19 protein-coding genes are annotated in these 24,331 nt (G+C 71.3%); 14 read left to right on the top strand and 5 right to left on the bottom strand.

What is annotated here, in order from left to right; translation table 11 throughout:
- Nucleotides 1-120: 120 nt before the first annotated feature.
- The 3 genes from ACGFZF_RS18360 to ACGFZF_RS18350 all read left to right on the top strand — a co-directional run bounded on the left by ACGFZF_RS18360 (nt 121) and on the right by ACGFZF_RS18350 (nt 2,818).
- A complete protein-coding gene (locus ACGFZF_RS18360) occupies nt 121-657 on the top strand; it encodes a VOC family protein (RefSeq protein ID WP_393555269.1) in 537 nt (178 codons plus the stop codon).
- Nucleotides 650-1,453, top strand: coding sequence for a MerR family transcriptional regulator (locus ACGFZF_RS18355; RefSeq protein WP_393555267.1), 804 nt, complete (start codon nt 650-652; stop codon nt 1,451-1,453). Before ACGFZF_RS18360 ends, ACGFZF_RS18355 begins: the two co-directional genes overlap by 8 nt.
- Nucleotides 1,454-1,585: 132 nt before the next feature.
- A complete protein-coding gene (locus ACGFZF_RS18350) occupies nt 1,586-2,818 on the top strand; it encodes a PP2C family protein-serine/threonine phosphatase (RefSeq protein ID WP_393555265.1) in 1,233 nt (410 codons plus the stop codon).
- Nucleotides 2,819-2,934: 116 nt separating this feature from the next.
- Here ACGFZF_RS18350 and ACGFZF_RS18345 read toward each other — a convergent pair whose 3' ends face one another.
- The 3 genes from ACGFZF_RS18345 to ACGFZF_RS18335 form a co-directional block, all read right to left on the bottom strand.
- Nucleotides 2,935-4,191, bottom strand: a complete 1,257-nt coding sequence (locus ACGFZF_RS18345) for an acyltransferase (RefSeq protein ID WP_393555263.1) — start codon at nt 4,189-4,191, stop codon at nt 2,935-2,937.
- The gene (locus tag ACGFZF_RS18340) at nt 4,188-6,338 is read right to left on the bottom strand and encodes a bifunctional polysaccharide deacetylase/glycosyltransferase family 2 protein (protein WP_393555261.1); all 2,151 of its coding nucleotides are present in this window, start codon (nt 6,336-6,338) and stop codon (nt 4,188-4,190) included. Before ACGFZF_RS18340 ends, ACGFZF_RS18345 begins: the two co-directional genes overlap by 4 nt.
- Before the next feature lie 183 nt (nt 6,339-6,521).
- Entirely contained in the window at nt 6,522-6,800 is a 279-nt protein-coding gene (locus tag ACGFZF_RS18335) for a hypothetical protein (protein ID WP_393555259.1), read from the bottom strand.
- 432 nt (nt 6,801-7,232) lie between these two features.
- Between ACGFZF_RS18335 and ACGFZF_RS18330 the strand changes: the two genes are divergently transcribed.
- Nucleotides 7,233-8,177 (top strand): glycoside hydrolase family 16 protein, encoded by a 945-nt coding sequence (locus tag ACGFZF_RS18330; protein WP_393555257.1) that lies wholly within the window; start codon nt 7,233-7,235, stop codon nt 8,175-8,177.
- 291 nt (nt 8,178-8,468) lie between these two features.
- Nucleotides 8,469-9,191 (top strand): dienelactone hydrolase family protein, encoded by a 723-nt coding sequence (locus ACGFZF_RS18325; protein ID WP_393555255.1) that lies wholly within the window; start codon nt 8,469-8,471, stop codon nt 9,189-9,191.
- A gap of 130 nt (nt 9,192-9,321) precedes the next feature.
- Here ACGFZF_RS18325 and ACGFZF_RS18320 read toward each other — a convergent pair whose 3' ends face one another.
- Nucleotides 9,322-9,717 carry a hypothetical protein gene (locus ACGFZF_RS18320; protein WP_393555253.1) on the bottom strand — a complete coding sequence of 132 codons (396 nt, stop codon included), beginning with the start codon at nt 9,715-9,717 and terminating at the stop codon, nt 9,322-9,324.
- A gap of 415 nt (nt 9,718-10,132) precedes the next feature.
- Here ACGFZF_RS18320 and ACGFZF_RS18315 point away from each other — a divergent pair, with 415 nt between their 5' ends.
- Nucleotides 10,133-10,288, top strand: a complete 156-nt coding sequence (locus tag ACGFZF_RS18315; RefSeq protein WP_393555251.1) for a hypothetical protein — start codon at nt 10,133-10,135, stop codon at nt 10,286-10,288.
- A 318-nt stretch (nt 10,289-10,606) separates the two neighbouring features.
- Here ACGFZF_RS18315 and ACGFZF_RS18310 read toward each other — a convergent pair whose 3' ends face one another.
- Nucleotides 10,607-10,774, bottom strand: coding sequence for a hypothetical protein (locus ACGFZF_RS18310; RefSeq protein WP_393555249.1), 168 nt, complete (start codon nt 10,772-10,774; stop codon nt 10,607-10,609).
- A gap of 467 nt (nt 10,775-11,241) precedes the next feature.
- On the opposite strand from ACGFZF_RS18310, the gene ACGFZF_RS18305 reads away from it, so the two are divergent.
- The 8 genes from ACGFZF_RS18305 to ACGFZF_RS18270 all read left to right on the top strand — a co-directional run bounded on the left by ACGFZF_RS18305 (nt 11,242) and on the right by ACGFZF_RS18270 (nt 24,315).
- Entirely contained in the window at nt 11,242-12,255 is a 1,014-nt protein-coding gene (locus tag ACGFZF_RS18305; protein ID WP_393555247.1) for a hypothetical protein, read from the top strand.
- Between the two features lie 176 nt (nt 12,256-12,431).
- Nucleotides 12,432-13,334: an aminoglycoside phosphotransferase family protein gene (locus ACGFZF_RS18300; RefSeq protein ID WP_393555245.1), complete on the top strand. Its 903-nt coding sequence runs from the start codon at nt 12,432-12,434 to the stop codon at nt 13,332-13,334.
- A gap of 69 nt (nt 13,335-13,403) precedes the next feature.
- A complete protein-coding gene (locus ACGFZF_RS18295; protein WP_393555243.1) occupies nt 13,404-14,555 on the top strand; it encodes a 2-deoxy-scyllo-inosose synthase in 1,152 nt (383 codons plus the stop codon).
- Complete coding sequence (locus ACGFZF_RS18290) at nt 14,552-15,841, top strand: DegT/DnrJ/EryC1/StrS family aminotransferase (RefSeq protein WP_393555241.1); 1,290 nt, start codon at nt 14,552-14,554, stop codon at nt 15,839-15,841. The genes ACGFZF_RS18295 and ACGFZF_RS18290 overlap by 4 nt, the downstream gene beginning before the upstream one ends.
- Nucleotides 15,838-16,779, top strand: coding sequence for a phosphotransferase (locus ACGFZF_RS18285; RefSeq protein ID WP_393555239.1), 942 nt, complete (start codon nt 15,838-15,840; stop codon nt 16,777-16,779). Before ACGFZF_RS18290 ends, ACGFZF_RS18285 begins: the two co-directional genes overlap by 4 nt.
- Nucleotides 16,776-17,570, top strand: coding sequence for a hydroxypyruvate isomerase family protein (locus ACGFZF_RS18280; protein ID WP_393555237.1), 795 nt, complete (start codon nt 16,776-16,778; stop codon nt 17,568-17,570). The genes ACGFZF_RS18285 and ACGFZF_RS18280 overlap by 4 nt, the downstream gene beginning before the upstream one ends.
- A gap of 12 nt (nt 17,571-17,582) precedes the next feature.
- Nucleotides 17,583-19,127, top strand: a complete 1,545-nt coding sequence (locus ACGFZF_RS18275) for a GMC oxidoreductase (RefSeq protein WP_393555235.1) — start codon at nt 17,583-17,585, stop codon at nt 19,125-19,127.
- A 37-nt stretch (nt 19,128-19,164) separates the two neighbouring features.
- Nucleotides 19,165-24,315 carry an amino acid adenylation domain-containing protein gene (locus ACGFZF_RS18270; RefSeq protein ID WP_393555233.1) on the top strand — a complete coding sequence of 1,717 codons (5,151 nt, stop codon included), beginning with the start codon at nt 19,165-19,167 and terminating at the stop codon, nt 24,313-24,315.
- Nucleotides 24,316-24,331 lie beyond the last annotated feature (16 nt).

Here is a 24,331-nt window from a genome sequence, read left to right as displayed (position 1 = left end):
GGGCGGGACTCGCTCCGCCTCACGGGCGATGGACGGTGCGACCCGAGGTCGAGGACAAGGCCAAGGGCGCTGCTCCCCGGACTTGACCCTCACGTTGCGTGAGGCCGGAAGGTAGGGCGCATGAGCGACTACTACGACGCGTTCGAGATGAGTCCCGTGCCCACTCCCGGTCCGGACGCGGTTCCGCCGGAGCCGTTCGCCGGCATCTACGGAATGCCCGCGTTCGTCTCCATCCCCACGAGAGATCTGGACGTGTCGGTGGACTTCTGGATCCGCGGGCTAGGGTTCTTCGAGCTGTTCAGGATCCCCGGCACCCTCGTTCATCTGCGCCGGTGGGCCTTCCAGGACGTACTCCTCGTCTCGGCGGAGAACGTTCCGGAGCAGCCGCCGGCGATGAGCTTCAGTTTCGCGGGGGTGCTCAGCCAGGTCGATGCCCTCGTCGAAGCCTGCCGGGCGTTGGATCCGAACGCGACCGACGGTCCACGGGACACGCCCTGGAACACCCGCGATGTGGAGGTGATCACCCCCGAGAACGCACGGATCGTCTTCACGGCGGCGAAGCCATTCGACCCGGCCGGTCAGGAGGCGAGGAACCTGGAAGCCATCGGGATCACCCCTCCGGCCGGCGGTCGCGGCGACAATGAGCGGCATGCCTGAAGCCACTGACGCCCAGGGCCTGACCGTCGGGCAGGTGGCGGCGCGTCTGGACGTGACCGTCCGTGCGCTGCACCACTGGGACGAGACAGGTCTGGCGCGCCCCTCGATGCGCACGGCTGCGGGATACCGGCTCTACACCGCGAGCGACGTGGAACGCCTGCACCGCATCGTCGTCTACCGCGAACTCGGTCTCGGTCTGGACCGGATCGGCGCCGTCCTCGACGATGCGGCCGCGGATGTGCTCGGCGCCTTGCGCGCACAGCGCACTCAGGTGGCGGAACGGATCGACCGCCTCCAGCGGCTCAGCGCCGGACTGGACCGGATGATCGACGCGCACGAACGCGGCCTGCTGCTCACCGGCGAGCAGCAGGCCGCGATCTTCGGGCCCCAGTGGGATCCGAGCGGGCCCGCCGAGGCACGCCGGCGCTACGGAGACACGGCGCAATGGCGGCAGTACGCCGAACTCTCGGCCGGTCGCGGCCCGGAGGAATGGCAGGCCGTCGCGGACGCCGTCGCCGACGTCGACCGCGCACTCGGGGAGGCGATGGACGCCGGTGTCACACCCGGCAGCCCGGAGGCGAATCGACTCGTCGAGCGACACCGCGCCGTCTTCGGCTCGTACTTTCCCCTCACCCGGCAGATGCAGATCTGTCTCGGCCGCAGGTACGAAGCCGACCCCGGATTCGCCGCCCACTACGACGGCATCCGCGTCGGCCTCGCCACCTGGTTCCGTCGCGCCATCGACGCGAACGCTCACGCCCACGGCATCGATCCCGACACCGCGACCTGGCAGTAGAGGGCGGCGTCGCCTCGCACGCATGCCCGTCGACCGCCGCTCGTCATCCCGTGCCATCGGGTCGGATCGGGCCGTCCTGCCTATGGTGGGAGGAGTACAAGATCGCAGCGGTCCCGTGCAGGCAGGTGAAGCGTGCGTCCCACCGACATCGACTTCGAGGCGGTCTTTCACGCCTTGCCGGGCGCCGTCGCCCTGCTGACCGCGGACCTCGTCTTCGCCGACACCAACGAGGCCTACCTGACGCTGTCCGGCCGCACGCGTGAGCAGGTGGTGGGTCGCTATCTGTTCGACGTGTTCCCCGACAACCCCGGCGACCCGGCCGCGAGCGGCATGCGCAACCTGCACGCGTCGTTGCGGAGGGTCGTGGCCGGCGGGGAGAGCGACAGCATGGCGCTGCAGCGCTACGACGTGGAGGACCCTGACCGGCCGGGGGTGTGGGAGGAGCGGTACTGGAGTCCCATCAACGTCCCCGTGCTCGGTCCGGACGGCACGCTGGTGCTGGTGCTGCATCGGGTGGAGGAGGTGACCGAGCTCATCCGTGCCCGTGGCACCCGCGGCGGCGGTGACCGTGCCCGGGTCCTGGAAGCCGAGCTGTACACGCGCGCACGCGAACTCCAGGAGCTCAACCAGCGCCTTCGCGACGCCCACGCCCGCGAACGCGAGGTCGCGCTGCACCTCCAGCAGGCGATGCTGCCCGCGCCCGTCCCGCTCGACCACCACCGTGCCGCCGTGCGCTACCGGCCCGCCACCGGCTCCCTCAACGTGTGCGGTGACTGGTACGACGTGATCGACATGCCCGACCGCGGCCTCACCGCCGTCGCCGTCGGTGACGTCGTCGGGCACGGGCTGCACGCCGCGGGCGTCATGGGTCAGCTCCGCAGCGCCCTGTCCGCCGCCAGCAGGGTCGCGGCCGGCCCCGCGCAGGCCCTGGAAGCGCTGGACCTGTACGCCCGCTCCGTCGACGGCGCGGAGTCCACCACCGCTGTGTCCGTCTTCATCGACTGGGCCGGGCGCGCACTCACCTACAGCAGCGCCGGTCACCCGCCGCCCGCGCTCTTCCACCCGGACCGCACCGTGACGTTTCTGGACCGGGCGACCGACCCCCCGCTGGGCGCCCGCCCCGACCACCGATCGCGCCCCCAGGTCAAGACCGGATTCACCGAGGGCTCCACTCTCGTCCTCTACACCGACGGCCTCGTCGAACGCCGCGGCGAGGACATCGACAGAGGTCTCCAGCGGCTCGCCGACTCTCTCACCCGCCACCGCACCGCCGACCCCGACAACCTGGCCGACGCCCTTCTGAGAGACCTGATTCCGCCCGCCGGCATCACCGACGACACCGCCCTGGTCGTCCTCCGCCTCTGAGAGCCTGTGCCCGACGCCGAGCATGGCCACGCCGACGGCGTTCCGCACCGAGCGCCTCGGCGCTGCCCTTGCAGGGCGCGGCCGTCACCCATGCCGGGCGCGGCGCAGGAGTCCCGTCAGCCGGCGGCCCGCCGCCTGCCCCGTTGGCGGCGCGGGTACGGGAAGAGCCGTGGCGAGCGCTTGGCGGCCACGTCCTCGACCCAGCCGAAGGCCAGCACCAGCAGTCCGAGCAGCGGGATCGCCACCAGCAGCGTGAACCATGGGCTGGGCAGCAGCCACGGGAGGTTCTCGTAGAAGAAGGGGACGCGCCAGAGGGGGTCGATCAGCGGGACGGCGATCACCAGCGCGGCCTCGTGCCAGAGGTAGACGCTGACAGCGCGTGCGTTGAGCAGGCTGACCAGGCCGTTCCAGCGTTTCAGCGGCCTGGGCCACTGTTCCCAGGACGGACTGATGTGGAGCAGGATCGCGACGAAGCCGAAGGACCACAGGGCCTGGGCGATCGGCCAGGCATCGATGTCGGTCGGCTGGGTCGGATCGACCGGCCGGGTCTGCAGGTACCAGAGACCGGCCACCATGATCAGCGGCGCGACGGACGGCAGCACGTACTGCGGGATCTTCTTGAGCAGCCCCTCCTGGTGGGCCATGCCCAGGATCCAACAGGAGCCGAACATGGTGAAGTCGCCGGCGGTCTCCCAGACCCGGCCGTAGACGAACTCCTCGTCGGCGAAGAACGTGTTCAGGGCGATCGACAGCGCGAGGGGGGTGAACAGCGTCACCACCGGAAACCGTCGCAGGGCCCAGAGCATCAGCGGTGAGAGCAGGACGTACCACAGGTAGGCCCGGAGGTACCAGAGAGGGACGACGATCTGCACCGCCCAGGTGGGCCCCACCTCGTGGAAACCGGGCAGGTCGTCCGCGTACGGGGGACTGCTCAGGGGCAGGATCCAGAACGCCAGCTTGGCCCACCACCAGGTGGGGTGGCCGTCGGAGTCGGGGCCCCAGCCGTCGAGGACCTGAAGCGTGATGATGACGGCGCCGAACAGCCACAACGGCGGCAGCAGCCGGCGCAGCCGGCCGCGGATCACGCCGGGAGCGGGACGGCTGAGCGAGCGGGTCATCAGCGAGCCCGCCAGCGCGAACATCACGCCCATCGACGGGAAGACGAGGGGCAGCCAGAACCAGCCGAAGTTGTGGTACAGCACCACGCGAACCAGCGCCAGCGCACGCAGCAGGTCGAGATAGCGGTCTCGGCCGCCCTTGCGCGTGGCCGGACCCTCCCCCTCGGGCCGAGGCTCCGGCCGCAGATCGGCGGGGACCCTCAACCGGAGGGTGTCGTGGGTGCGCGGGAACTCGACGGACGCGGTCACGGTCATGCCTCCACCGGCGCTGCGACCTCGCCGGTGCGCCGGAGCTTCTGCCAGCGCAGTCGGCCACCGGTCATCGCCGTGATCGCGGACTGCAGCAGGACGATGTACATCAGCTGCCGGTAGACCAGCTGCTGGATCGGCAGGCTGATCAGGTGCCAGGGCTTCTCGCCGTCGAGCCGGAAGGCGTACCAGGACAGTGCGCCCTGGAGCAGGATGAAGCCACCCCAGCTGGTGAGGGTGATCGGGGCGTCCCCGAAGAACACGCCGTACAGCAGGAACAGGTCGACCAGCGGCGCCAGCAGCGGGGCGACCACGCCGAACAGCACGACGAGCGGCAGCCCGATCCGGCCGAAGCGCCCGGCCGGGCCGCGGGAGGTCACCGCGCCGCGGTGCTTCCACATCGCCTGCATGCTGCCGTAGCTCCAGCGGTACCGCTGGGACCAGAGCTGCTGGAGGCTGGCGGGAGCCTCGGTCCAGGCGCGGGCGCGCTCGGCGTAGACGATCCGCCAGCCGTCGCCGAGCACCGCGATGGTGATGTCGGTGTCCTCGGCGAGGGTGTCGTCGCTCATCCCGCCGACCCGCTGCAGGGCCTCCTTGCGGAAGGCGCCGACCGCGCCGGGGATGGTCGGGATGACGTTGAGCATGTCGTACATCCGGCGGTCCAGGTTGTGGCCGAGGACGTATTCGATGTGCTGCCAGGCGCCGATCAGGCTCTCGCGGTTGCCGACCTTGGCGTTGCCCGCGACCGCGCCGATGGCCGGGTCCCCGAAGGGCTGGACCAGCTCGCGCACGGTGGACGGCTCGAAGACGGTGTCGCCGTCCATCATCACGATGATGTCGTGCGAGGCGGCCGCGATGCCGGCGTTGAGGGCGCTGGACTTGCCGCCGTTGACCTTGCGGATCAGTCGGACGAACGGCAGGTCCATCTCCTCGACGATGTCCGCGGTGCCGTCCGTGGAGCCGTCGTCGATGACGATCACCTCGATCGGATGGTCGCTCGCGGTCAGGGAGTGGAGGGTGTTGGCGATGCACTCGCGCTCGTTGTAGGCGGGGACCAGTACGGTGACCCGCTCGGTGACGGGCGGCCCCCAGGCGTCCGTCCGCTTGGAGCGGCGGGCGTGGAGCGGTGCGAGCACGAGCATCAGCGCGAACCGGCCGAAGTTGAGGAAGCCGACGAGGGCCAGCAGCCCGACCAGCACCGGCAGGGTGTGCACGGCGGCCTGGGTGGCCCAGATGAATCCCTTGCCCGCCCACAGCTGGAAGCCGTGCACCGGCACGTTGGCGCCGGAGGCGCCGAGCGCCTCGGAGATGGTGGTGAAGCGGTAGCCCTGGGCCTGCAGCCTGTCGATGATCTGTACCAGCGCGGCGATGGTCTGGGTGCGGTCGCCTCCCGCGTCGTGCAGCAGGATCAGCTCGCCCGCACCGGGCCTGGACGGCATCGCCGCCTCGACGATCTCCTCGACGCCGGGACGCTTCCAGTCGTCGGTGTCGCGGTCGATGAACGCGGTGAGGTAGCCGCGCGCGCCCAGGTACTTGATGACCGGGTAGTTCCAGTCGTCCAGCGCCGAGGTGTCGGAGGAGTACGGCGGGCGGAACAACGCGCTGTGGATCCCCGCGACCCCGGCCAGCGCGAGCTGCGTCTGTGCCATCTCCCAGCTGATCCGGGCGTGGGACTGGTACACCAGATCGGGGTGGGTGAAGGTGTGCACGCCGAGTTCGTGGCCGCCCGCGACGATCTGCCGGATCAGCTCCGGGTTGCGCGTGGTCATCGCGCCGGTCACGAAGAAGTCCGCACGGATGCCGCGGGCCGCGAGCACCTCCAGGATCTTCGGGGTCCACTCCGGCGAAGGACCGTCGTCGAAGCTCAGGACCGCGGTGCGGTCCGGGATGCGGTAGCTCACGGGGTGCGCGTTGTGGGCGCCGCGCGCGTCGATGATCGGACCACCCCGGAGCAGGTTCTGCGGCACGGTCGTCTTGTCGACCGAGACGGCGATCCGGTCGTCGTGGAACGCCTCGTTCGTGGCGAGGCCACGCAGGACGAGGAGCGCGAGCAGGCAGGCCAGCAGGGACAGCGGCATGAAGAAGCGCAGCGGCGGCGCGGCCAGTCGGCGCGGCCTGAGCAGGGACTGCCGGCGGCGCTGGTGGCGGGACAATGGCGCTCCTGGAGATGGGTGGTGCGGTCGATCAGGGGTGCTTGGTCGGTCGGCCCGAAGGCGTGGCCCCGTGCGGCGCGGCGGTGGTGGGTCTCGATGCGGTGGCCGAGGTCTTCGGCCGGGGTGTCGCGGACCGCCCGGCGCCCGAGGTGAGGACGGGGGCCGGGGCGAGGGCGACGAGCGTTACGGGGTGGGTGACAGCGACTGCACGGGCGACAGCGACGGCACGGGTGGGGACGACGGGGCGGACGACCCCGAGAGTTGCGCGGGTATGCCCATCGCCGGGGCGTCCGCCTGCACACCGATCAGGCTGCTGCCCATGGCGACGGCCAGGATCGCGCCGACCACGGAGACCGGCCAGCCGAGGCCCCGCAGGAGACGGCCACGCAGCCCCGACTGGTCGACGAACACCGGTGCGGGAGCGGGCTCGGGCTCGGGCTCCTCAAAGTACGACCCGTACATGTCAGGAGATGTCTGGCGCGTCGATCCGCGGTCGACGGAGGTGATGACTGGGCGCACCGTGCGAGGCCTTTCAGTGCAGGGTACGTAGACCGCTGGATGGCAGGGCGAACGCTAGTGCACCGCCCCTTCACGAATTGAGCTCGATGTGAGGATTTGGTGCGATCCATGAAGGCGCTGTAACCGGATTGCAATGCTCCGCTACGTTTCCTGGCCCACCACGGGCAGACCTCTCCCGGGAGCTCCTCACGCCGCACCACGGTCGGGCACGGCATCGTCCACCGAGAGCCGGTGCGGCCTTTCCCGGCACCTCGACCACCTGCGCGACACCGTTCGGGCCGTCGTTAGGATGACCCCCTCGCGACCGCTCGTCGCCATCGACCCTCTTGCGAAAGAGCGTGTCCAGGTACCGCCTCTACCTCCCCAGGAGCCCGTGTGAGCCAGCCTCGCCGCACCTCTCGTCGCCGCGCGTGGACCGTGCTCACGCTGCCTGCCCTGCTGTGCGTACTCGCCGCGTGTTCCGGCGGCCCCGTGTCCGGCAAGGGGGGCGCCGGCGCCGCCCCCCGCGCCGCGGAGACCCCGTCCGGACCGCCGGGAACCCTGTTCGACAACTTCCACTACAGCGGCCCCGACGACCCCGCGCTCGCCGCCCACGGCTGGCAGGTCCGTAGCGGCGGGGGCGGCCCGGGGATCAAGGACACCTGGTCCACCGCAGGTGTCGGCTTTCCCTCCGACGCGACCGCCCAGGGGGGCAGGATCCTGCACCTGCAGTCCTCCACCGACGGCACCGTCCAGGGCACCAGGCAGGTCGAGGTGCAGAGCACCGGCACGAGCCTCTTCACCGGGACCTTCGCCGCCCGGGTCCACTTCAGCGACAAGCCCACCAGCGGTCGCGACGGCGACCACGTCGTCGAGACCTTCTTTCCGATCTCCGCCTCGGATTCCTCGACGCAGTACAGCGAACTGGACTACGAGTACCTGCCGAACGGCGGCTGGGGTTCGGTGGGCCCCCAACTCGACACCACGAGCTGGTACAAGGCCGATCCGCCGGACCGGGTGACCCACGCGCTCAAGCGGAACCTGGAGGGCTGGCACACCCTGATGGTCACCGCCATGAACGGCAAGGTCACCTACTCCCTCGACGGCGAGAAGCTGTTCACCAGCTCCGGCAAGTACGTCCCGCGCGAGGAGATGGACATCCACTTCAGCAACTGGTTCATCGACCTTCCCTTCACCGGTGGCACGCGCACCTGGGACATGAAGGTCAACTGGTTCTACTACAAGGCCGACGAGGCCGTTTCCCAGGCGGATGTCCAGCAGGCGGTGGACGGCTTCTACGGCGCCGGCACCGACTACGTCAACACCGTGCCGAAGTCCTGACCCCGGTCCGGGCTCAGCCCCCGCCGTCGCAGGGCCTCACCCCGGGAAGCCGCGACGAGGCCCCGATCGGCTTCGCGTGGTCCGGCTCCATGGCGTCCGGCCACGGAGTCCGCGCAGGAATCCGATTGTCGGGGCACGACGGCCCCTGCTACGTTTCCGGAGGCCGTGCGAGACATGAGGAGGTGGTACCCGTGAACGCAGTATCGACATGGGTGCTCCCCTCCGGGGTCACGGTCGGGCGATAGGTCGTCCGGGAGCGCCGTTCACGAGTGCTCCCGAAAGGCACGACCCATGCAGTTCACTTCCGAACAGCGCCTCGACGACGGCGTCGTCGCACGCGAATTCACCCTCGGCGAGATCCCCGGCACCCTGTGGACGCCGGAAACCGCCGCACCGGCCCCGCTGATCCTGATGGCCCACAACAACGGCCTGCCCAAGGGGGCCGCCCGGCTGGTGGCCCGGGCCCGGCACTCCGCGGCGCACGGCTACGCGGTGGCCACCATCGACGCCCGCGGGTGCGGTGACCGGCCCCGTTCCGCCGCCGAGGAGCAGGCCCGCGCCGACTTCCGGCGGGCGATGCGGGCCGGCGAGCCGGTCGACGAGATCTTCGAGTCCTTCGTCGGCCCGCTGGTCGAGAACGCGGTACCGGACTGGCGGACCACGCTGGACGCCCTCCTCTCCCTGCCCGGGATCGGCGGCCCGGTCGGATACTCGGGGTGGACGGCCCTCGGCATCCGCCTCGCCGTGGTCGAGCCGCGCATCGCGGCCGCCGGCTTCTTCGCCGGGGGTTACGTGCCCCACGCACAGCGCGAGGAGGCCCGGGAGGTCACCATTCCGCTGCTCTTCCTGCTGCAATGGGACGACGAAGGGAACCCGCGGCAGCGGGCCCTGGACCTGTTCGACGCCTTCGGCACCAAGGAGAAGACGCTGCACGCCAACCTGGGCGGGCACACCGGCACCCCGTGGTTCGAAGTGGAGGACGGGAGCCGGTTCTTCGGCCGGCACCTGAGGTGAGACCGGGCCGGGCCGACCGCAGACGCCAGGGGTGTCCTGTCGATCGGGCCGGCATCGCACCGGTAAGACGCCCCCTGGGTCCTGTCCGGGTCGCGGACGCCTCGGTGGGGAGGCTTCCGCGCGGGGCCGTTCAGCAGGGGGTGAAGAGGGTCGCGTCCGCGTCGTCGAGGATGAATCCGTTGTCGAGGCGGACGCGGAGCCTCACGCGCGGCTCGGCTTTCCGGTGAGCGTTCCAGTCGGCCTCCAGGGCGCCCACCTGCTCTTCCAGCTGCTGCCGGCTCCCGGGAGGCATGTGGGAGCCGAAGTCGTCGAGAAGGGACTTGAGCCGCAGGTATTCGCGGACCTGCCGGCTCGGTTCCAGCGCGAGTGCGTCCGCCCGTTCCACGGTGCCTTCGGAGCCCGCCGCCAGGGAGAAGGACCCGACGACGGCATCCGTCGAGGTGAACGTGCCCTCGGCAGGCTCCACCTGTCCGGCCAGCCGGAGGTCCGCCGCAAGCTTCACCCGGGAGCCCTCTTCGAGCGCCATCGATCCCTCGTCTCCTCGGTGGTTCGGGGCCAGGCCCGCGTGCTGCGCGCCCTGGTCGGGGTCGCCGACAGATGCAGGGCGGGCAGCCGGTCGATGGCTTGACCGGTCGCTACTGCCGTTTCGTCAGGTGTGACCCAGTGAACCAGCTTCTCACGCGTCGTAGAGCTGCGAAGAAGTGCCTCACGGTACCCGTCGGCCCTCGTGATCGCCGTCACAGCCGGGCGGGCAGGTTCGTCCGATACCGCATAGTTGATCTTCATTCGTGCAAGGCTCCTCTTCTGCCCATGCCTATTCATGATCCATGAATGGCCTGGCCTTCCTTCGTCCGCGTGGCAAGAATCGATGTGGGCCGAACGGCGGGGCGCTCCCGCCGGACGGACTGAACGTCAACATGCACAGACCACGGGGCAAGAACATGATCAAGATCAAGAAATGGATCCTGGCGGTGACTGCGGCCGTCGCCGCGGTCACCGCACTCAGCCTTCAGGCAGATGTGTCCGACGGGCACGGCGGCCGCACGGTGACCCACAGAACGCAGGCCGGGGCGACTTCGGACACCGGCTGGGGGTGACGGGCCCGGTCCCCGCCGCCGGGGACGGCGGGACCGGCCCGCTCCCCGGGGTGGCACCCACCCCATGAAAATGGACCTGGGGTGAAGAGCGAACACGCCAGGGGTGGGGAAGTCCGTCCGGGGCGGATGCTCGGCGGTCCGACCGGCGACGTGTTGCCGTCGACCGGCTCCGTTTCCCGTCGATCCTCCAGCCCGCCGACTCTCCAGTGGGACGCGGTATTCGGCCCGTCGTGGTCGGACGCTCGACGCGGGCCAGGAGTGCGGGGGCTGGCGCGTCCAACCGGCTCTCCTCGCTGCCGAGGATGATCTGATGGACAATCAGATCGGTTCGGGTGCGGTCTCCTTGGCCCGCCGCGCCTCGGTGACGACCGCGACGGAGAAGCCGAACACGCGCCGCGACGCCTTCGCCGAGTTCGGACACGTGGTGCCGATCGAGCTCCCGGGTGTCCCGGCGTCGAGGCCCGGCCTCGACCCCTGCATGGCCACGCCGAACTCATCCTCGCCGGAAACGGGTCGAAGGTCGCAGCGATCGTTCCGCGACCCGTGGGCGACTGCGTCGACGGAGCGGGCACGCCTGTCCAGTGGGACGGACCCCTGCTGTCTCCGGAGCATGGCACGGTCCCCGGTCGCACCGTCGGCGAAGCGGACGGGCGAGAACCGGTCCGCGAGGACCGCCGAAGTCGCCGTGCAGGCAGGGAAGTCCTGTCATCCATCAGACCGAACGCTTCCGGACTGCGCACGCCGGAAGACCTCACCCGCCAACTCCTCGACCGGGGAGCCTTCGTGATCGTCCGTCCGCGGCGCGGGCGATGTCATCAGAGGGCCACGTCTCGACCGCGCAGAGGCCGACTCGTGCGACGACAAGCCCTGCGCCGACGGCGTGTTCCGAACGGTGGGTGCCCCTGAGTCGCTGTCAGACAGAAAGGTTCCGCACGCCCATGGAGCCCCAGAAAGTGATCCATTCCGATGTACCGACCCCACCGAGCGAAACCTCGGAAGAGCAGCTCGGCAAGGCGACAGCGGCTCTCACCCGCGCCCCCGTCGTGCAGGTCGCTCTTGATTCCCTGGTCCTGGGGCACTCCCCGCGCCAGGTCGCGCAGGACATCAGTCACGTACAGGTCCTCGCGGACGTCCCGGAACAGCTACCGCCCGTGATCGTCCACCGCGCGACCATGAGGGTGATCGACGGTGTCCACCGTGTGCACGCCACCCGCCTGCTCGGCCGCGGCGACATCGCGGTCAAGTTCTTCGAGGGAGACGCGGACGACGCCTTCCTCCTGGCGGTGCGCCTCAACGTCCGGCACGGTATGCCGCTCTCGCTGGCGGAGCGACGTGCCGCCGCGGAACGGATCATCACGACCCATCCGTCGTGGTCGGACCGATCCGTGGCGAGCGTGGCCGGGCTGAGTGCGAAGACTGTCGCCGCGATGCGCCGGCGTTCGACAGAGGAGACTCCGCAGTCGAACATCCGGGTCGGTCGGGACGGCCGTGTCCGGCCGCTCAGTGCGGCCTCGGGACGGCTGAAGGCCAGCCAGATCCTGACCTCGCGTCCGGACGTCACCTTGCGCGAGGTGGCCGCGGAGGCGGGCATCTCCATCGGAACCGCCCACGACGTGCGCGTCCGGATGGAGAAGGGACTCGACCCGGTGCCGGCCGGCCGCGCCCGCGAGATCCGGCGTCCGGGTGAGGACCGGACGGCATCCCCACCGCCCCCGGGCGGAATCGGGGCGATCCGCTCCCGTCACCGGCTGCTCAGCCGGGACCCCGCTCTCAAGTACTCGACGCACGGCAGGCGCCTCCTCCAGGTCATCGGCGTGACCCTTCTCGACGAAGGCGACTGGTCCCGCGCGCTGGAAGCGGTTCCGGCGCACTGGCTGACCACCATCGCAGAGCTGGCCAACCACTGCGCCGAGCAGTGGAGCCGCCTCGCCGCCGAGGCTGAGAACCGCAGCCGCCGCAGCGCCTGACCTGGTGACCCGACCCGGTGCCGCAGACGCGGCCGGGACGGACCGGCCCAGGTTGAACGCGCGCATCCGCCCCTGGGCGGACCTACAGTTCCTGTATTCACATCCCGTATCCCCCTGTTGCAAGGGGCAGTTCGCGATGCCCGGATGCATCCGAGCGACGTACCAAGGAGACTCCCGTGCTGCTGCCACCCGACCACGTCGATTCCGAAGAGCTTCGGATCGCGGTCGAGGCCGGCTACGGGCGGTCAGTCGGCTCGCTGGAGTTCCAGCCGCTCGGCGAGGACAGCTGGGCGTTCGTCGCCGACGACCTGTGGATCAGCGTGCGTCGCGACCTGCGCGGTCATGTGCCCGGGGCGTACGAGGCGGCGGCGCTTCTGCGTGACGCGGGGCTCGACCGGGTACTCGCCCCGCTGACCGGGACGGACGGTTCCGTCGTCCGGACGGTGAACGGCAGTCCGGTGGTGGTGTTCCCTCGGGTGGACGCGGCCCAGACCGACCCCGGCACGGTGAGCGAGGAGGAGTTCGACGCCATTGTGGGCATGATCGGACGCCTGCACACCGTACGCGTCCCCGCCGATCTCCCCGCCGAGGACTTCTCCCTCAGCTTCGCGGCCGACCTCGAGGCCGCCCTGGACTTCGCCGACGGTCCAGGGCCGAGTGGAGGGCTGCCCGCACGTCTCCACCGTCTGCTGGCGGACCACCGTGCCGACCTGGAAGAGCTGTGTGCCGAGCGCGGAGAGCTGGCTGCGCGTCACGGATCCGACCGCGGCCTGGCCGAGGGGTTCGGACTCACGCACGGCGAACCCAGCGCCCCCAACGTCCTTCGTGCCGCGGACGGCTTCCTCCTCGCCGACTGGGGCGGCGCGATGTGGGGGCCGCCAGAGCGCGACTGGTTCCACGTGAGGCGCACGTTCGGCCGTGCGCCTCACTGCCGCCCCGAGGTGCTGCGCTTCTACGAGGTCCGCTGGATCCTCAGCGAGATCTCCGAGTACGCGACGATCCTCCGCGACGCCCCGGCGGAGAACCTGGAGACGTCAGCGATGTGGCGGCGGCTCACGCGCTACCTCCCCGAGGCCTGAGCCGCACCCGCCCGGCTGAACTCCGCCCGCAGCGACCCTTCTTTCTCGTGTTAGGTGAGTAATCGCGTCATGGCTGAAACCGACTGGAACACGCGCCCTGTCGACCTCGGGGGCGTCGTCTATCCGTACCACTACGGCGTCGACTGTCTGGACCGGATCGTCGACGAGCTCGGCGCCATGGGGGCCGACCGATTCTTCGTCGTCACCGACGACCACGTTCTGGCACTGCACGGCGAACGCCTGCTGAGCGGACTCGGTGCGCATGCCCCCGTCGACGTCCTCAGCCTGCCCCCCGGGGACGGCATGAAGGCCCTCCCCAACCTCGCCGCGCACGTGGAGCATGTCATCGCAGCCGGCGCCTCGCGCCGCTCCGTCGTGGTCGCCTTCGGAGGGGGGGTTCCCGGAAATCTCGCCGGCGTCGTGGCGTCGTTGCTGTTCCGCGGAGTCCGTCTGGTCCACGTCCCCACCACCACCGTGGCCGCCATGGACTCGGTGATCTCGCTCAAGCAGGCGATCAACAGCAGCCGTGGCAAGAACCACATCGGTACGTACCGTGCGCCTGAAGCCGTCTACCTCGACGTCCGCCTCCTCGCGACCCTCCCCGACAAGCAGCTGCGCTCCGGACTGTGCGAGGCGACCAAGAACTGTCTCGCCATCCGCCCGGACTCGATACCCGAGATGCGCCGACGCCTGGCTGCCGGGAACCTCGCCGCCCCCGAAACGCTGGTGTGGCTGCTCGAGGAGAGCCTGACGGCGAAGACGGCGGTGACCCGCCGGGACCCCTACGAGCAGGGCTCGGGCCTCGTCCTGGAGTACGGCCACACCGTGGGCCACGCGGTGGAGATGTGCGACCAGCGACTGCGCGGCGCCGAGGGACTCTCCCACGGTGAGGCAGTGATGCTGGGCATGCTCGCCGCGGCGCGCATCTCCCGGACCCGAGGGGGACTCGACGACGCCTCCGTCACCGTCCACGAAGAACTCGCGCAAGCCCTGGGCGCGCCCACCCGGGTGCCGGAGCGGATCTCCGTCGAACAGGTCATGGACGTCGTCAGGGTCGACAACAAGCGCGGCTACCTGCCCGTCTCGGGCGAGGAGGCGGCGATGGTCCTGCTGCGGGAGCACGGTGTCCCCTACGGCACCGCCGACCTTCCCCTGACCGCCGTCCCGCTGGAGGTCGTGAAGGAAGCCGTCACCGACCTGATGCCCGGCGGCGCCCGATGAGCGTCACCCGCCTCGCCCGCGACGGCGGCAACCCCGTCTGGACCGATGGTTGGCCTGTCTGGCCCCAGCCGGGTCCCGGTGCCGAGCGCCGACTCCTCGACACCCTCCACAGCGGCCGTTGGGCGGTCAGCGGTCACTGGACGGGACGCCCCGCCCTCGAATCGGAACTTGCCACCACATTCGCCGAGTTCACCGGTGCCCGCTGGTGCCTGCCCGTCGATCACGGATCCAGCGCCCTGCTCACCGCCCTCCACGCCGTCGGTGTGCGCCCGGGCGACGAGGTGATCGTTCCCGGACTCACCTGGGTGGCCAGCGCTTCCGTCGTCGCCCGCGCGGGTGCCATCCCGGTGCTCGTCGACATCGATCCACGCACCCTGTGCATCGACCCCGCGGCGGTGGCGGCCGCCGTCACCCCCGCCACCACCGCGATCATCGCCGTACATCTCTATTCGGCGATGGCCGACATGGACGCGCTGCGCGAGCTGGCCGACCGGCACGGCCTCGCACTGATCGAGGACGCCGCCCAGTCCTACGGCGCGAGCTGGCGCGGACGCGGCGCGGGAAGCCTGGGCATCGCCGGAGCGTTCAGCGCCCAACAGGGCAAGACCCTGACCTCGGGGGAGGGCGGCCTGTTCGTCACCTCCGACGCACAGGTCAGGGACCGTGCGGAAATGCTGCGCGGCGACGGACGCCGCTATGCCCGAGGTCCGCACACCGTGGGCAGGCCGGACCTTGAGGAGGTCCCCGCCGTGCAGGGATGGAACATGCACCTCAGCGAGTTCCAGTCCGCGCTGCTGCTCGACGGACTTGAGCGTCTCGACGAACAGAACAGGCAGCGTGCCGCCGCCGCCGAGCTCCTGGACAAGCTGCTCACGCAGTACGGAGACCTCGAACCCGTCGATCCGTACCCGGGAAACGACCGGCGCTCCTACTACCACTACGTGATCAGGCTGCGGGACGGCGCCTTCGGCGGACACGACGCCGCCACGGTCGCCGACGCCCTCGGGGCCGAGCTCGGCTACTGGATCCATCCGCCGTACCAGCCGCTCAACGCACACCCGCTGTACGACCCCAGACGCCTGCCGGGAGTCGCCGAGCAGGGACGAGCGGCCGGCTTCGACCCCGCCCGCTTCCACCTGCCCGCAGCCCATCGCGAGGCGCGGCGTGCCGTGGTCCTGCATCACCCCATGCTGCTCGGCTCCGAGGACCATCTGCATGCCGTGGTCGAGGCCTTCGACAAGGTCCGGCGGCACGCTGCCGACCTCGTACCCGGGAGCAGCCGGTGAACCGTGCGATCTGGGAACACGCCGGGGCCACGGGACCCGTGGTCGATCTGGTGGACACGGAGCTCGCCCAGCAGGGCCGGGTGCGCACCGGCCCTCCCGAGTTGGTGCGCCGCTGGAGCATCTCGACGGTGCTGCTCGTTCCCACCGACCAGGGACCCGTGTGGTTCAAGGCCGTCCCTCCGGTGTTCGCGCACGAAGGCGCTCTCGCCCGCTGGGTGGCCTCAGTGCAGCCCCGGCACGCCGCCCCCGTGCTGGGCTCCGGTCCCGGCTGGCTGCTCACGGAGGGACTCCCCGAGGGTGACCGCGACGGCACCGGACTCCAGGAGGGCCCCCTGGCGGCGGCCGTCCGCGTGCAGCGTGCCTCCATCGGCCGCTCGGCCGAACTGATCGCACTCGGCTGCCCCGAGAGGAGCACCGCCCGCATCACCGCCGACCTCGAACTGCTGGTGGACCGGACCGACCTGCTCGGCGGCCCGGACGCCCAGCGTCTCGCGGTCGCGTTGCCCGAGCTGACACGGCTGCTGGAGGAAGCGGACGGCGACGGCACGCCGACGGTGCTTGTTCACGGCGACATCCAGGAAGAGAACGCCCTCTGGACCGGCCGATCCTGGGCGCTCATCGACTGGACCGACGCTGCCCTCACGCACCCCTTCGCCGAACTGGCCCGGCCGCTGATGCAGGCCACGGCAAGTCAACGAGCGCGCGCCGAAGCCGAGTTCGCGCAGGCATGGGCAGACGTTCTGTCCCCCCGAACGGTGTCCCGCGCTCTGCGTCTGGCCCCCGTACTGGGAGCCGCCCACCAAGTGGGCAACTACTTCCGCATCGTCGAAGCGGTCGGCGCCACCGACGGCCTCGACGCCCTCCTCAAGGAATGGGTGCGGCGGCTGCTCGCAGCCGCCGCGCGCACCGCCCCCCGACCAGCCAGAGGACTGATGTGAGCTACCGACAGAGCTTCGCCTGGTGGTCCTTCGCCGAAGCCCCCGTTCGCGTTCCCGACCTGCTCGCCGAGGCCGCCGCGATCGGCTACCAGGGTGTGGACTTCCTGCCCGAAGAGCTATGGTCGCGCGCCAAGGACCTCGGTCTCGAACTGGTCGTCGTGGACGGTCACGCGTCCATCGACATCGGATTCAACGACCCCTCCCAGCACGCCGACCTCACCGAGCAGGTGCGCCGTGCCCTGGACACCGCCCACCGCGAGGGCGTGCACCACCTGTCCGTGATGTCGGGCGTGACCGCCGCCGCCGGCGACGAGGAGGCCGTGGAGATCTGCGCCGAAGCGCTTGCTCCGCTCGCCGCGGAGGCCGAACAGGCAGGCGTGGGACTCCTCCTGGAGCCGCTGAACACCAAGATCGACCACCCCGGCCACCAGTGCCGGACCACCGCTTGGGGCGCGGCGGTCGTCGACCGCGTCGGGTCGCCGGCCCTCCGGATCCTCTACGACGCCTACCACATGCAGATCATGGAGGGTGACCTGCTCCGCACCATCGCAGCTCACCTCGACCGCATCGGCCACTTCCACACCGCCGGCGTTCCTGGTCGCCAGGAACTCGACCATCGGCAGGAGATCAACTGGGCAGCCCTCGCCCTCAGTCTCCGGGAGCAGGGCTATTCCGGCTTCATCGGCCACGAGTTCATCCCACGAGCCGATCCGGTGGCAGCGCTCCGACAGGCCTACGACCTGTTCGATCCTGCGGTCGCACCCGCCCCCGCGTCCCCGTCCGCACCCTGAGGAGGTCCTGCCATGCCCAGTGCAGCTCACCGCGGACCCCTGCCCGCCTTCGCCCGCACCATCGTGGTGGGTGCCGGACTCGCCGGTCTCGAACTCGTCGACGAGCTCGCTCGTCAGGGTGGCGACGACATCCTCCTGATCGAGGCGGGCGGGGCCGACGACCTCAGGCACGTCAACGTGGCCCATGACGCCCGGACAGCGCTGCGCCTGTGGCTCGACTCTCGTACGGATCCGGCGTTCACGCGCCCGTGGACGTCCCTCACGCCACCTCACTACGGCGGCAGCTCAGGCATGCGCCGACGGCTGGGCGGCCGCGGTCTGTACTGGTACGGAGTCACCCTGCCGATCGAGCCGTGGGCGTTGGCGGAACCGTGGTGGCCGCGCGCCGTCGTCCGCGACCTGACGGAGTCGTGGCGCGGCGGACCGTCGCTGTACGAGCGGGTCGGCGAGCGACTCCACACGTGGACGCACCGCCACGCCCCGGGCAGCGCGCCCGCCCCGCGCCCACCGGAGACTCACGTCGGCGCACTGCACCTGCGGCCCACCCCCATGGCCCGCCGTCTCGCCTCCGACGGAGGCTGGTACGCCTACTCCGCGCTCGACGACTGGCGCGATCCGCTCACCGGCACGTGGCGCGCCGCTCCGCGCGGCGTCCGCCTGCTCACCGCAACCGAGGCGACCCATGTCCTGGTGCGCGACGGCAGAGCGTGCGGCGTGTCGGTCGAACGGCGGGACGGGGCACCGCAGGAGATCGCCGCGGAGCAGGTGGTGCTCTGCGCGGGCACCCTGCAGAGCAGCGGTCTCGCACTGCAGGCGCTCCACGACGCCGGCGCAGACGGCCCCGTCGAATTGCACGGCCTCGCGGACCACATCGTGCAGGGCGTGTTCCTGAGGCTCGCCGATGAGCAGGCGCAGCGCCTGAACCAGGTCCTGCCCACAGGTTCGTACTACGCGCCCTGCGCCCCCGGTGCACGCTCCAACCTCTTCGTCGACGTTCACGGCGAGGAACCCGACGGCAGCGTCGTGGTGGAGATCCGGGCGATGGGGGAGCAGCTCGACCAGGACTCCAGCCGGGTCTCCTGCACGCCCGGTGAGCGGCGGCCCTGGCCGCTCGCCGTCCGCTCCCGTCCGTCGGACGCCGACCGTGTCCTGCTCCGCTCCCAGCGCGAGGCCATCACCGAGTGCTACCGGCAGTTGTGCGGCGCGGTGGGACTCAAGGAGCGCGCCCTCGACTTCTCCGACTACGAGGACCCCGGACGCGGCAATGACTTCGCCCTTCCGGAGAACCTCGCCACCGCGCGTCCCGGCGAGCCCGTGACCTGGTGCAACCAGTTGGGCACGGAAGATCACGAGGGGGGCACGCTGCCTCTCGGCGGGGTGCTGGACGACCGACACGAGTTCCGGGCAGTGCCAGGCCTGTACGCAGCGGGCCCGGCCACGTTCCCGCGGCTCGGTGCCGCCAACCCCACACTCACGACCCTCGCCCTCGCGCACCGCCTCGCAGCGCTGCTCGCCGAGCGGACCGGCTCCACGACCCGCCAGAACCGGTCACGCTGACCGGCGCCACGACCCTTCAGACCAAGGAGCCGAAACCATGAGTGGCCCTTTCACACGTGAGGACGCCACCTTCCACGTGCTCGTCAACGAGGAGGGCCGGCACTCGTTGTGGCCGGAGCCTTCCGCGGTACCGGACGGCTGGCGGCCGGTCTTTCGAGGGAGCCGCGACGACGCCGTCGCGTACGTCGAGAGCCATTGGACCGACCTGGATCCGCGGCCGACGGCGGACGAGCCCGGACGGCCCCTCCCGCATCGGGGCGACGTGGTGGCGGCGGTCCGACACGGGGCCGCCCGGACACCGGACGCGCCGGCCGTGCTCGGCGAGGACGAACGGCTGACCTACGCCGATCTCGACGGCTGGTCCGACCGCGTCGCGCACAGGCTCATCGCCCACGGCGTAGGACCCGGTGACCGGGTCGCCGTCGCGGTGCCCCGCTCGGCCCGGCTGGTCGTCGCGCTCCTGGGGGTGCTCAAGGCGGGCGCCGGCTACGTGCCCGTCGACGTCACCCACCCCGCCGACCGTGTGGCCATGATCCTCGGCGATGCCCGCCCCCGCCTGGTGCTGTCCACCCCCGACGCGGCACCCACCCTGCCTGCGGGGGATGCCGACGTGTGGCACCTCGACCCGAAACCCGATGCGTCCGAGCCGCGGGGGATACCCGACTCCCCGAAGCCGCGGATCGAGGTCCTGCCGCGCCACCCCGCGTACACGATCTTCACCTCCGGCTCGACCGGCCGCCCCAAAGGCGTCGTGGTGTCCCGCGGCGCGCTCGGCAACTTCCTGGCGGGCATGGCCGATCTCTTCGCGCTCACCCCTGGGGACCTGCTGCTGTCCGTCACGACCGTCGGCTTCGACATCGCAGCTCTGGAGATCTACCTCCCGCTCGTGTCGAATGCCACGGTCGTCATGGCGGACCAACGCACGGTGGCCGATCCGGACCGGCTCGCGGACCTCGTCGTCAAGACCGGTGCCGGCCTCATGCAGGCGACTCCGTCGTTGTGGCGCATGCTGCTGGCGACCCGACCCGAGGCCGTCCAGGGGATGCGCGTCCTCACCGGCGGCGAGGCGCTGCCCCCGGAACTCGCCGACCGGCTCACCGAACGCGCCGCGTCGGTCACCAACCTCTACGGCCCCACCGAGACCACGGTCTGGTCCACCTACGAGCACGTCGTACCCGGCATCGCCCCGGGGATCGGCGGACCGATCCGCCGCACGGGCCTGCACGTCCTCGACGCTGGGCTGCGCCCTGTCGCGTCCGGGCAGGAAGGCGACCTCTACATCGACGGGGAGGGCCTCGCACACGGCTACTTCGGCCGCACCGGCCTCACCGCCCAGAGCTTTGTCGCGAACCCCTTCGGGGCGCCGGGCTCACGCATGTACCGCACCGGCGACCTCGTACGCCGCAAGCCCGACGGCACGCTCGACTACCTCGGCCGCAGCGACCACCAGGTCAAGATCCGGGGCAACCGCATCGAGCCCTCGGAGGTCGAATGGGCCTTGGAACGACACCCGTCCGTGGGGCAGGCCGTGGTGTGCCCTGTCCAGCGCCCCGGACGATGGGATCCCGAACTGGCCGCGCTCCTCGTCCCGGCCGACGCCACCGGACCGCAACCCGCCGACGTCGCCCTCCGGGCCCACGTCGCCGAACAGCTTCCCGCCGCGTACATCCCCTCCCTCTACGTGTGGAGTGGGCGTGTGCCTCTGGGGGGCACCGGCAAGACCGACCGCGCCGCGGCTCGCAAGCTGATCCTCGACGCCCTCGCCGCGCGTGAGGCCGAACCCCCGCACGCCGACGACTCGACCGCCCCGGGTAGCGATCCGATGGCGGAGTTGTGGGCACAGGCAGTCGGATCGAGCGCCGACGAGCACACCGGCTTTCTCGCCGCGGGAGGACACAGCCTGGCCGCGGCACTGCTCGTCGGCGCGGTCCACGAGCGCTTCGGGGTGCGGCTGCCGCTGACGTTGTTCCTGCGCGACGACGCGTCCCTCGCGCGACTGCGCGAGACGGTCGCCAACCGGACCCCTGAGGCCCGGACGGAGGCGGACGACACCACCCAGGCCGATCATCCGCTGCCCGACCGCATGCCTCTGCCGCCCTCGCTCCGCCGGCTGTGGTACATCGGTCGGCTCAATTCCGGAGCACCCACGGCCCATCACGTGGTGGTCGCCGCCGAACTGCCCGGCCGGCTCGACACGTCCCGGCTCGAGCGGGCGCTCCGCGCCCTGGCCGTCCGGCACGACGTGCTGCGGGCCCGCATCGACGAGGACCGCGACGGCGTGCCCGAACTGCGGTTCGTCCCGGCCGGTGAGGTCCTGTGCCGCGCCGAGGTGACCGACGCCGCCCACGACCCGCGTACGCCCGAGGATTTCGCCGCCGGGTGCGCGGCTCTGCCACTGGACGAGGCGGCACCGATGATGCGGGCCTTCGCGCGCACCGGGGCCGAAGGGTCCTGCGTCGTCCTGGTTCTGGACCATCTGATCGCCGACCAGCGGGCCGCCGACCTCCTGCTCGCGGATCTCGTCGCCGCCTACGAGGCTCCGGAGACCGTCCTCGCGCAGCCCGCCCCGCTCTCCTTCCGGCGCTGGGTGCGAGCACAGCTCGATCATTCCGACGCGGAGCGGTCTCAGGCCGACCTGGCCTACTGGCGCAGCGAGCTGGTCGACGCTCCGGGCGAGCTGAGCATGCCGATGGCGGCCACCCGCCCCGCGGTGGCGGACTTCGTACCGCACACCGTCACCCGCGCGCTGCCCGCGGAGCTCGGTGCCGCGGTCGAATCCGCGGCCGCCTCCCTCGGCACCACACCCACCGCCTTCCTCCTCGGGTCCTTCGCGGCGCTGTTGCACAGTTGGAGCGGGCAGGACGACCTGAACATCGGAGTCCCGTCCGACGCCCGGCGCACGCCGGCCGAGTTCTCGCTGGCCGCCATGCTGGTGGACACACTCGTCGTCCGCAGCAGGACCGCAGCCACGACGACGCTCGCCGATGTCGTACTCCACTGCCGGGACGCCTCCGTGACGGCGGCGGACCACGCCTCGGTGCCGTTCGACGAGATCGTCGCGGACCTCGCGCCGGTGCCCGTGCCGGGCCGCAACCCGCTCTTCCAGGCGTGGTTCAACGATCTGAGCAACCTCACCCCGCCTTGCCGCGCGGGCGGCGTACCGGTGCGGCAGGTGCCGGTTCCGGTGATCTCCGCTCTGTTCGACATCGCCGTGTACGTCCGACGCGGCGACTCGGGGTACGAGGTGAGCGTCGTCGGCGCGGCGGCGCTCTTCGACGCCTCCGTGGTGCGGGAGTTCGCGGCACAGTACCTGCGCCTGCTCGCCCGTGCGGCCGAGAACCCCCGCGCGCCCCTCTCCGGGCTGCGGCTCGGCGAGGAACCCGCCGACCTGCCCCGGTCGCTGCCCGAGCCCGCTGATCCCGCGGACCTGTGGGCCCGCATCGACCACTTCGTCCGCACGACACCCGACGCGATCGCCGTCCGAGGCGGCCACGGCGACGTCAGCTACGCCGAACTGGGCGCATCCGTCGCCGGGTTGGCCTCCGGCCTGGCCGACCAGGGGGCCGGGGCGGGCCGCACCGCGGCGCTGTGGGCACGCACCGACGACCGGCTACCCGAGACCCTTCTCGCCCTCTGGCGCACCGGCACCACGGTGGCCCTGGTGCCCGCCGAGGCCCCGGTCCGCCACCAGCGCGCCTGCGCGGACGCCGTGACGGCGCACCTGAGGGTCGACCTCGTCGACGCCGCCGATCCCGAGGTGCTGCCGGTCGGCCGGGTCGCCCGGGCGGCGCCGAGGCCCGCTGCCTGGCCGCGGCGCGGCGACACGAGCCATGTCCTGTTCACCTCGGGCACCACCGGCACACCCGCCGCGGTCCGCGCTCCGGCCGAAGCCCTGGCCGATGCGGTCTGCTGGTACCGCGAGCGGTTCGCGGTCCGCGCCGACGACAGGTTCGCGATGCTCTCGGGCGCGGCCCACGACCCGGTGCTGCGCGACATCCTCGTGCCGCTCACCGCGGGGGCCTCGGTCTGCGTGCCGCCGGAGCGGCTCAGCCGGCGCCCCGAACAGCTCTTCACCTGGCTGGAGAGCACGCGGGTCACCGTGCTGCACGCCACCCCCGGGCTCCTGGAGCTCATCGCGTCGGTGGCGCACGGCAGACTGGACGCGCTGCGCCTGGTGGTCGTCGGAGGCGACGTGTTCCCGGCCGGGCTGCTGAGCCGCGTCCGGGCGTTCACCGATGCGGCCGTGGTCAACGGCTACGGCACGACGGAGACGCCGCAACTCGCCGCCTGTGCCGAAGTGCTGGCCCACGGAGTCCCGGCACCCGCGGAGGGTGGGGAAGCGCGACCTCTTCCCGTCGGCCGGGGCGTCGCCGGCCGGCACGTCTACGTGGCCGACTCGGCCGGGCTGCCCCTCGGACCGGGGCAGAGCGGCGAGGCCGTCGTGCGTGGACGCGCCCTCGCTCTGGGGTACGCGGGGGACTCGACCCGCACCGACCGCTTCACCTCCGATCCGTTCGGCGTGCCGGGGGTCCGGCTCTACCGCACGGGAGATCGCGGGTACACGACCCCGGACGGCTCGGTGGTCGTCACGGGTCGTCTCGACCGGCAGGTGTCGATCGACGGGCACCGGATCGAACTCGCCGCGATCGAAGCGGTCGCCCGGAGCTTCCCCGGAGTCGCACTGGCGCGCGCCGGACTGCGGTCCGACGCCGCGAGCCCGGTTCTCGCCCTGCACGTCGGAGCGCACACCGGTCGGGAGATCGACGTCGCAGCCCTGCGCACCCATCTGCGTGGGCGCCTCCCGCGCCATGCCGTACCCGCCGAGGTCTCCTCCCACGAGGACGAGTTGACCCTTGACGCCAGTCGCAAGGTGCGCGCGACCGGCGCGGGACGGCCGAGTGGGCGCGCGGACGGTCCGCGAGCGACCCCTCGCCCGCCGCGGCGGCTGCCCGCGGGCACCACGCCGAACGAGCGTGTGCTCCAGGAACTCGTCGTCGAACTCGTCGGCACCCCGGTGGCGGCCGACCGCAACTTCTTCGACGCGGGACTCACCTCGCTCACCCTGCTGCACCTGCAACGCCGGATCGCCACGCGGCTGGACGCCGACGTGCCGGTGACGGCCCTCTTCTCGCATCCGAGCGTCCGCGCTCTCGCCGCGTACCTCGACCGGTCCATGACCCACCGGTGACAAGCCCATGAACAAA

It is taken from the genome of Streptomyces sp. NPDC048338 (assembly GCF_043201055.1).
Lineage (GTDB): Bacteria > Actinomycetota > Actinomycetes > Streptomycetales > Streptomycetaceae > Streptomyces.
This window is presented reverse-complemented; position numbering and strand designations above follow the sequence as displayed.

Coding starts and splice junctions, on each gene's coding strand:
- ACGFZF_RS18290 (WP_393555241.1), top strand. CDS start 14,552: ATGAGCGTCACCCGCCTCGCCCGCGACGGCGGCAACCCCGTCTGGACC.
- ACGFZF_RS18315 (WP_393555251.1), top strand. CDS start 10,133: ATGATCAAGATCAAGAAATGGATCCTGGCGGTGACTGCGGCCGTCGCC.
- ACGFZF_RS18360 (WP_393555269.1), top strand. CDS start 121: ATGAGCGACTACTACGACGCGTTCGAGATGAGTCCCGTGCCCACTCCC.
- ACGFZF_RS18345 (WP_393555263.1), bottom strand. CDS start 4,191: ATGACCGTGACCGCGTCCGTCGAGTTCCCGCGCACCCACGACACCCTC.
- ACGFZF_RS18270 (WP_393555233.1), top strand. CDS start 19,165: ATGAGTGGCCCTTTCACACGTGAGGACGCCACCTTCCACGTGCTCGTC.
- ACGFZF_RS18320 (WP_393555253.1), bottom strand. CDS start 9,717: ATGGCGCTCGAAGAGGGCTCCCGGGTGAAGCTTGCGGCGGACCTCCGG.
- ACGFZF_RS18295 (WP_393555243.1), top strand. CDS start 13,404: ATGGCTGAAACCGACTGGAACACGCGCCCTGTCGACCTCGGGGGCGTC.
- ACGFZF_RS18275 (WP_393555235.1), top strand. CDS start 17,583: ATGCCCAGTGCAGCTCACCGCGGACCCCTGCCCGCCTTCGCCCGCACC.
- ACGFZF_RS18325 (WP_393555255.1), top strand. CDS start 8,469: ATGCAGTTCACTTCCGAACAGCGCCTCGACGACGGCGTCGTCGCACGC.
- ACGFZF_RS18335 (WP_393555259.1), bottom strand. CDS start 6,800: ATGTACGGGTCGTACTTTGAGGAGCCCGAGCCCGAGCCCGCTCCCGCA.
- ACGFZF_RS18355 (WP_393555267.1), top strand. CDS start 650: ATGCCTGAAGCCACTGACGCCCAGGGCCTGACCGTCGGGCAGGTGGCG.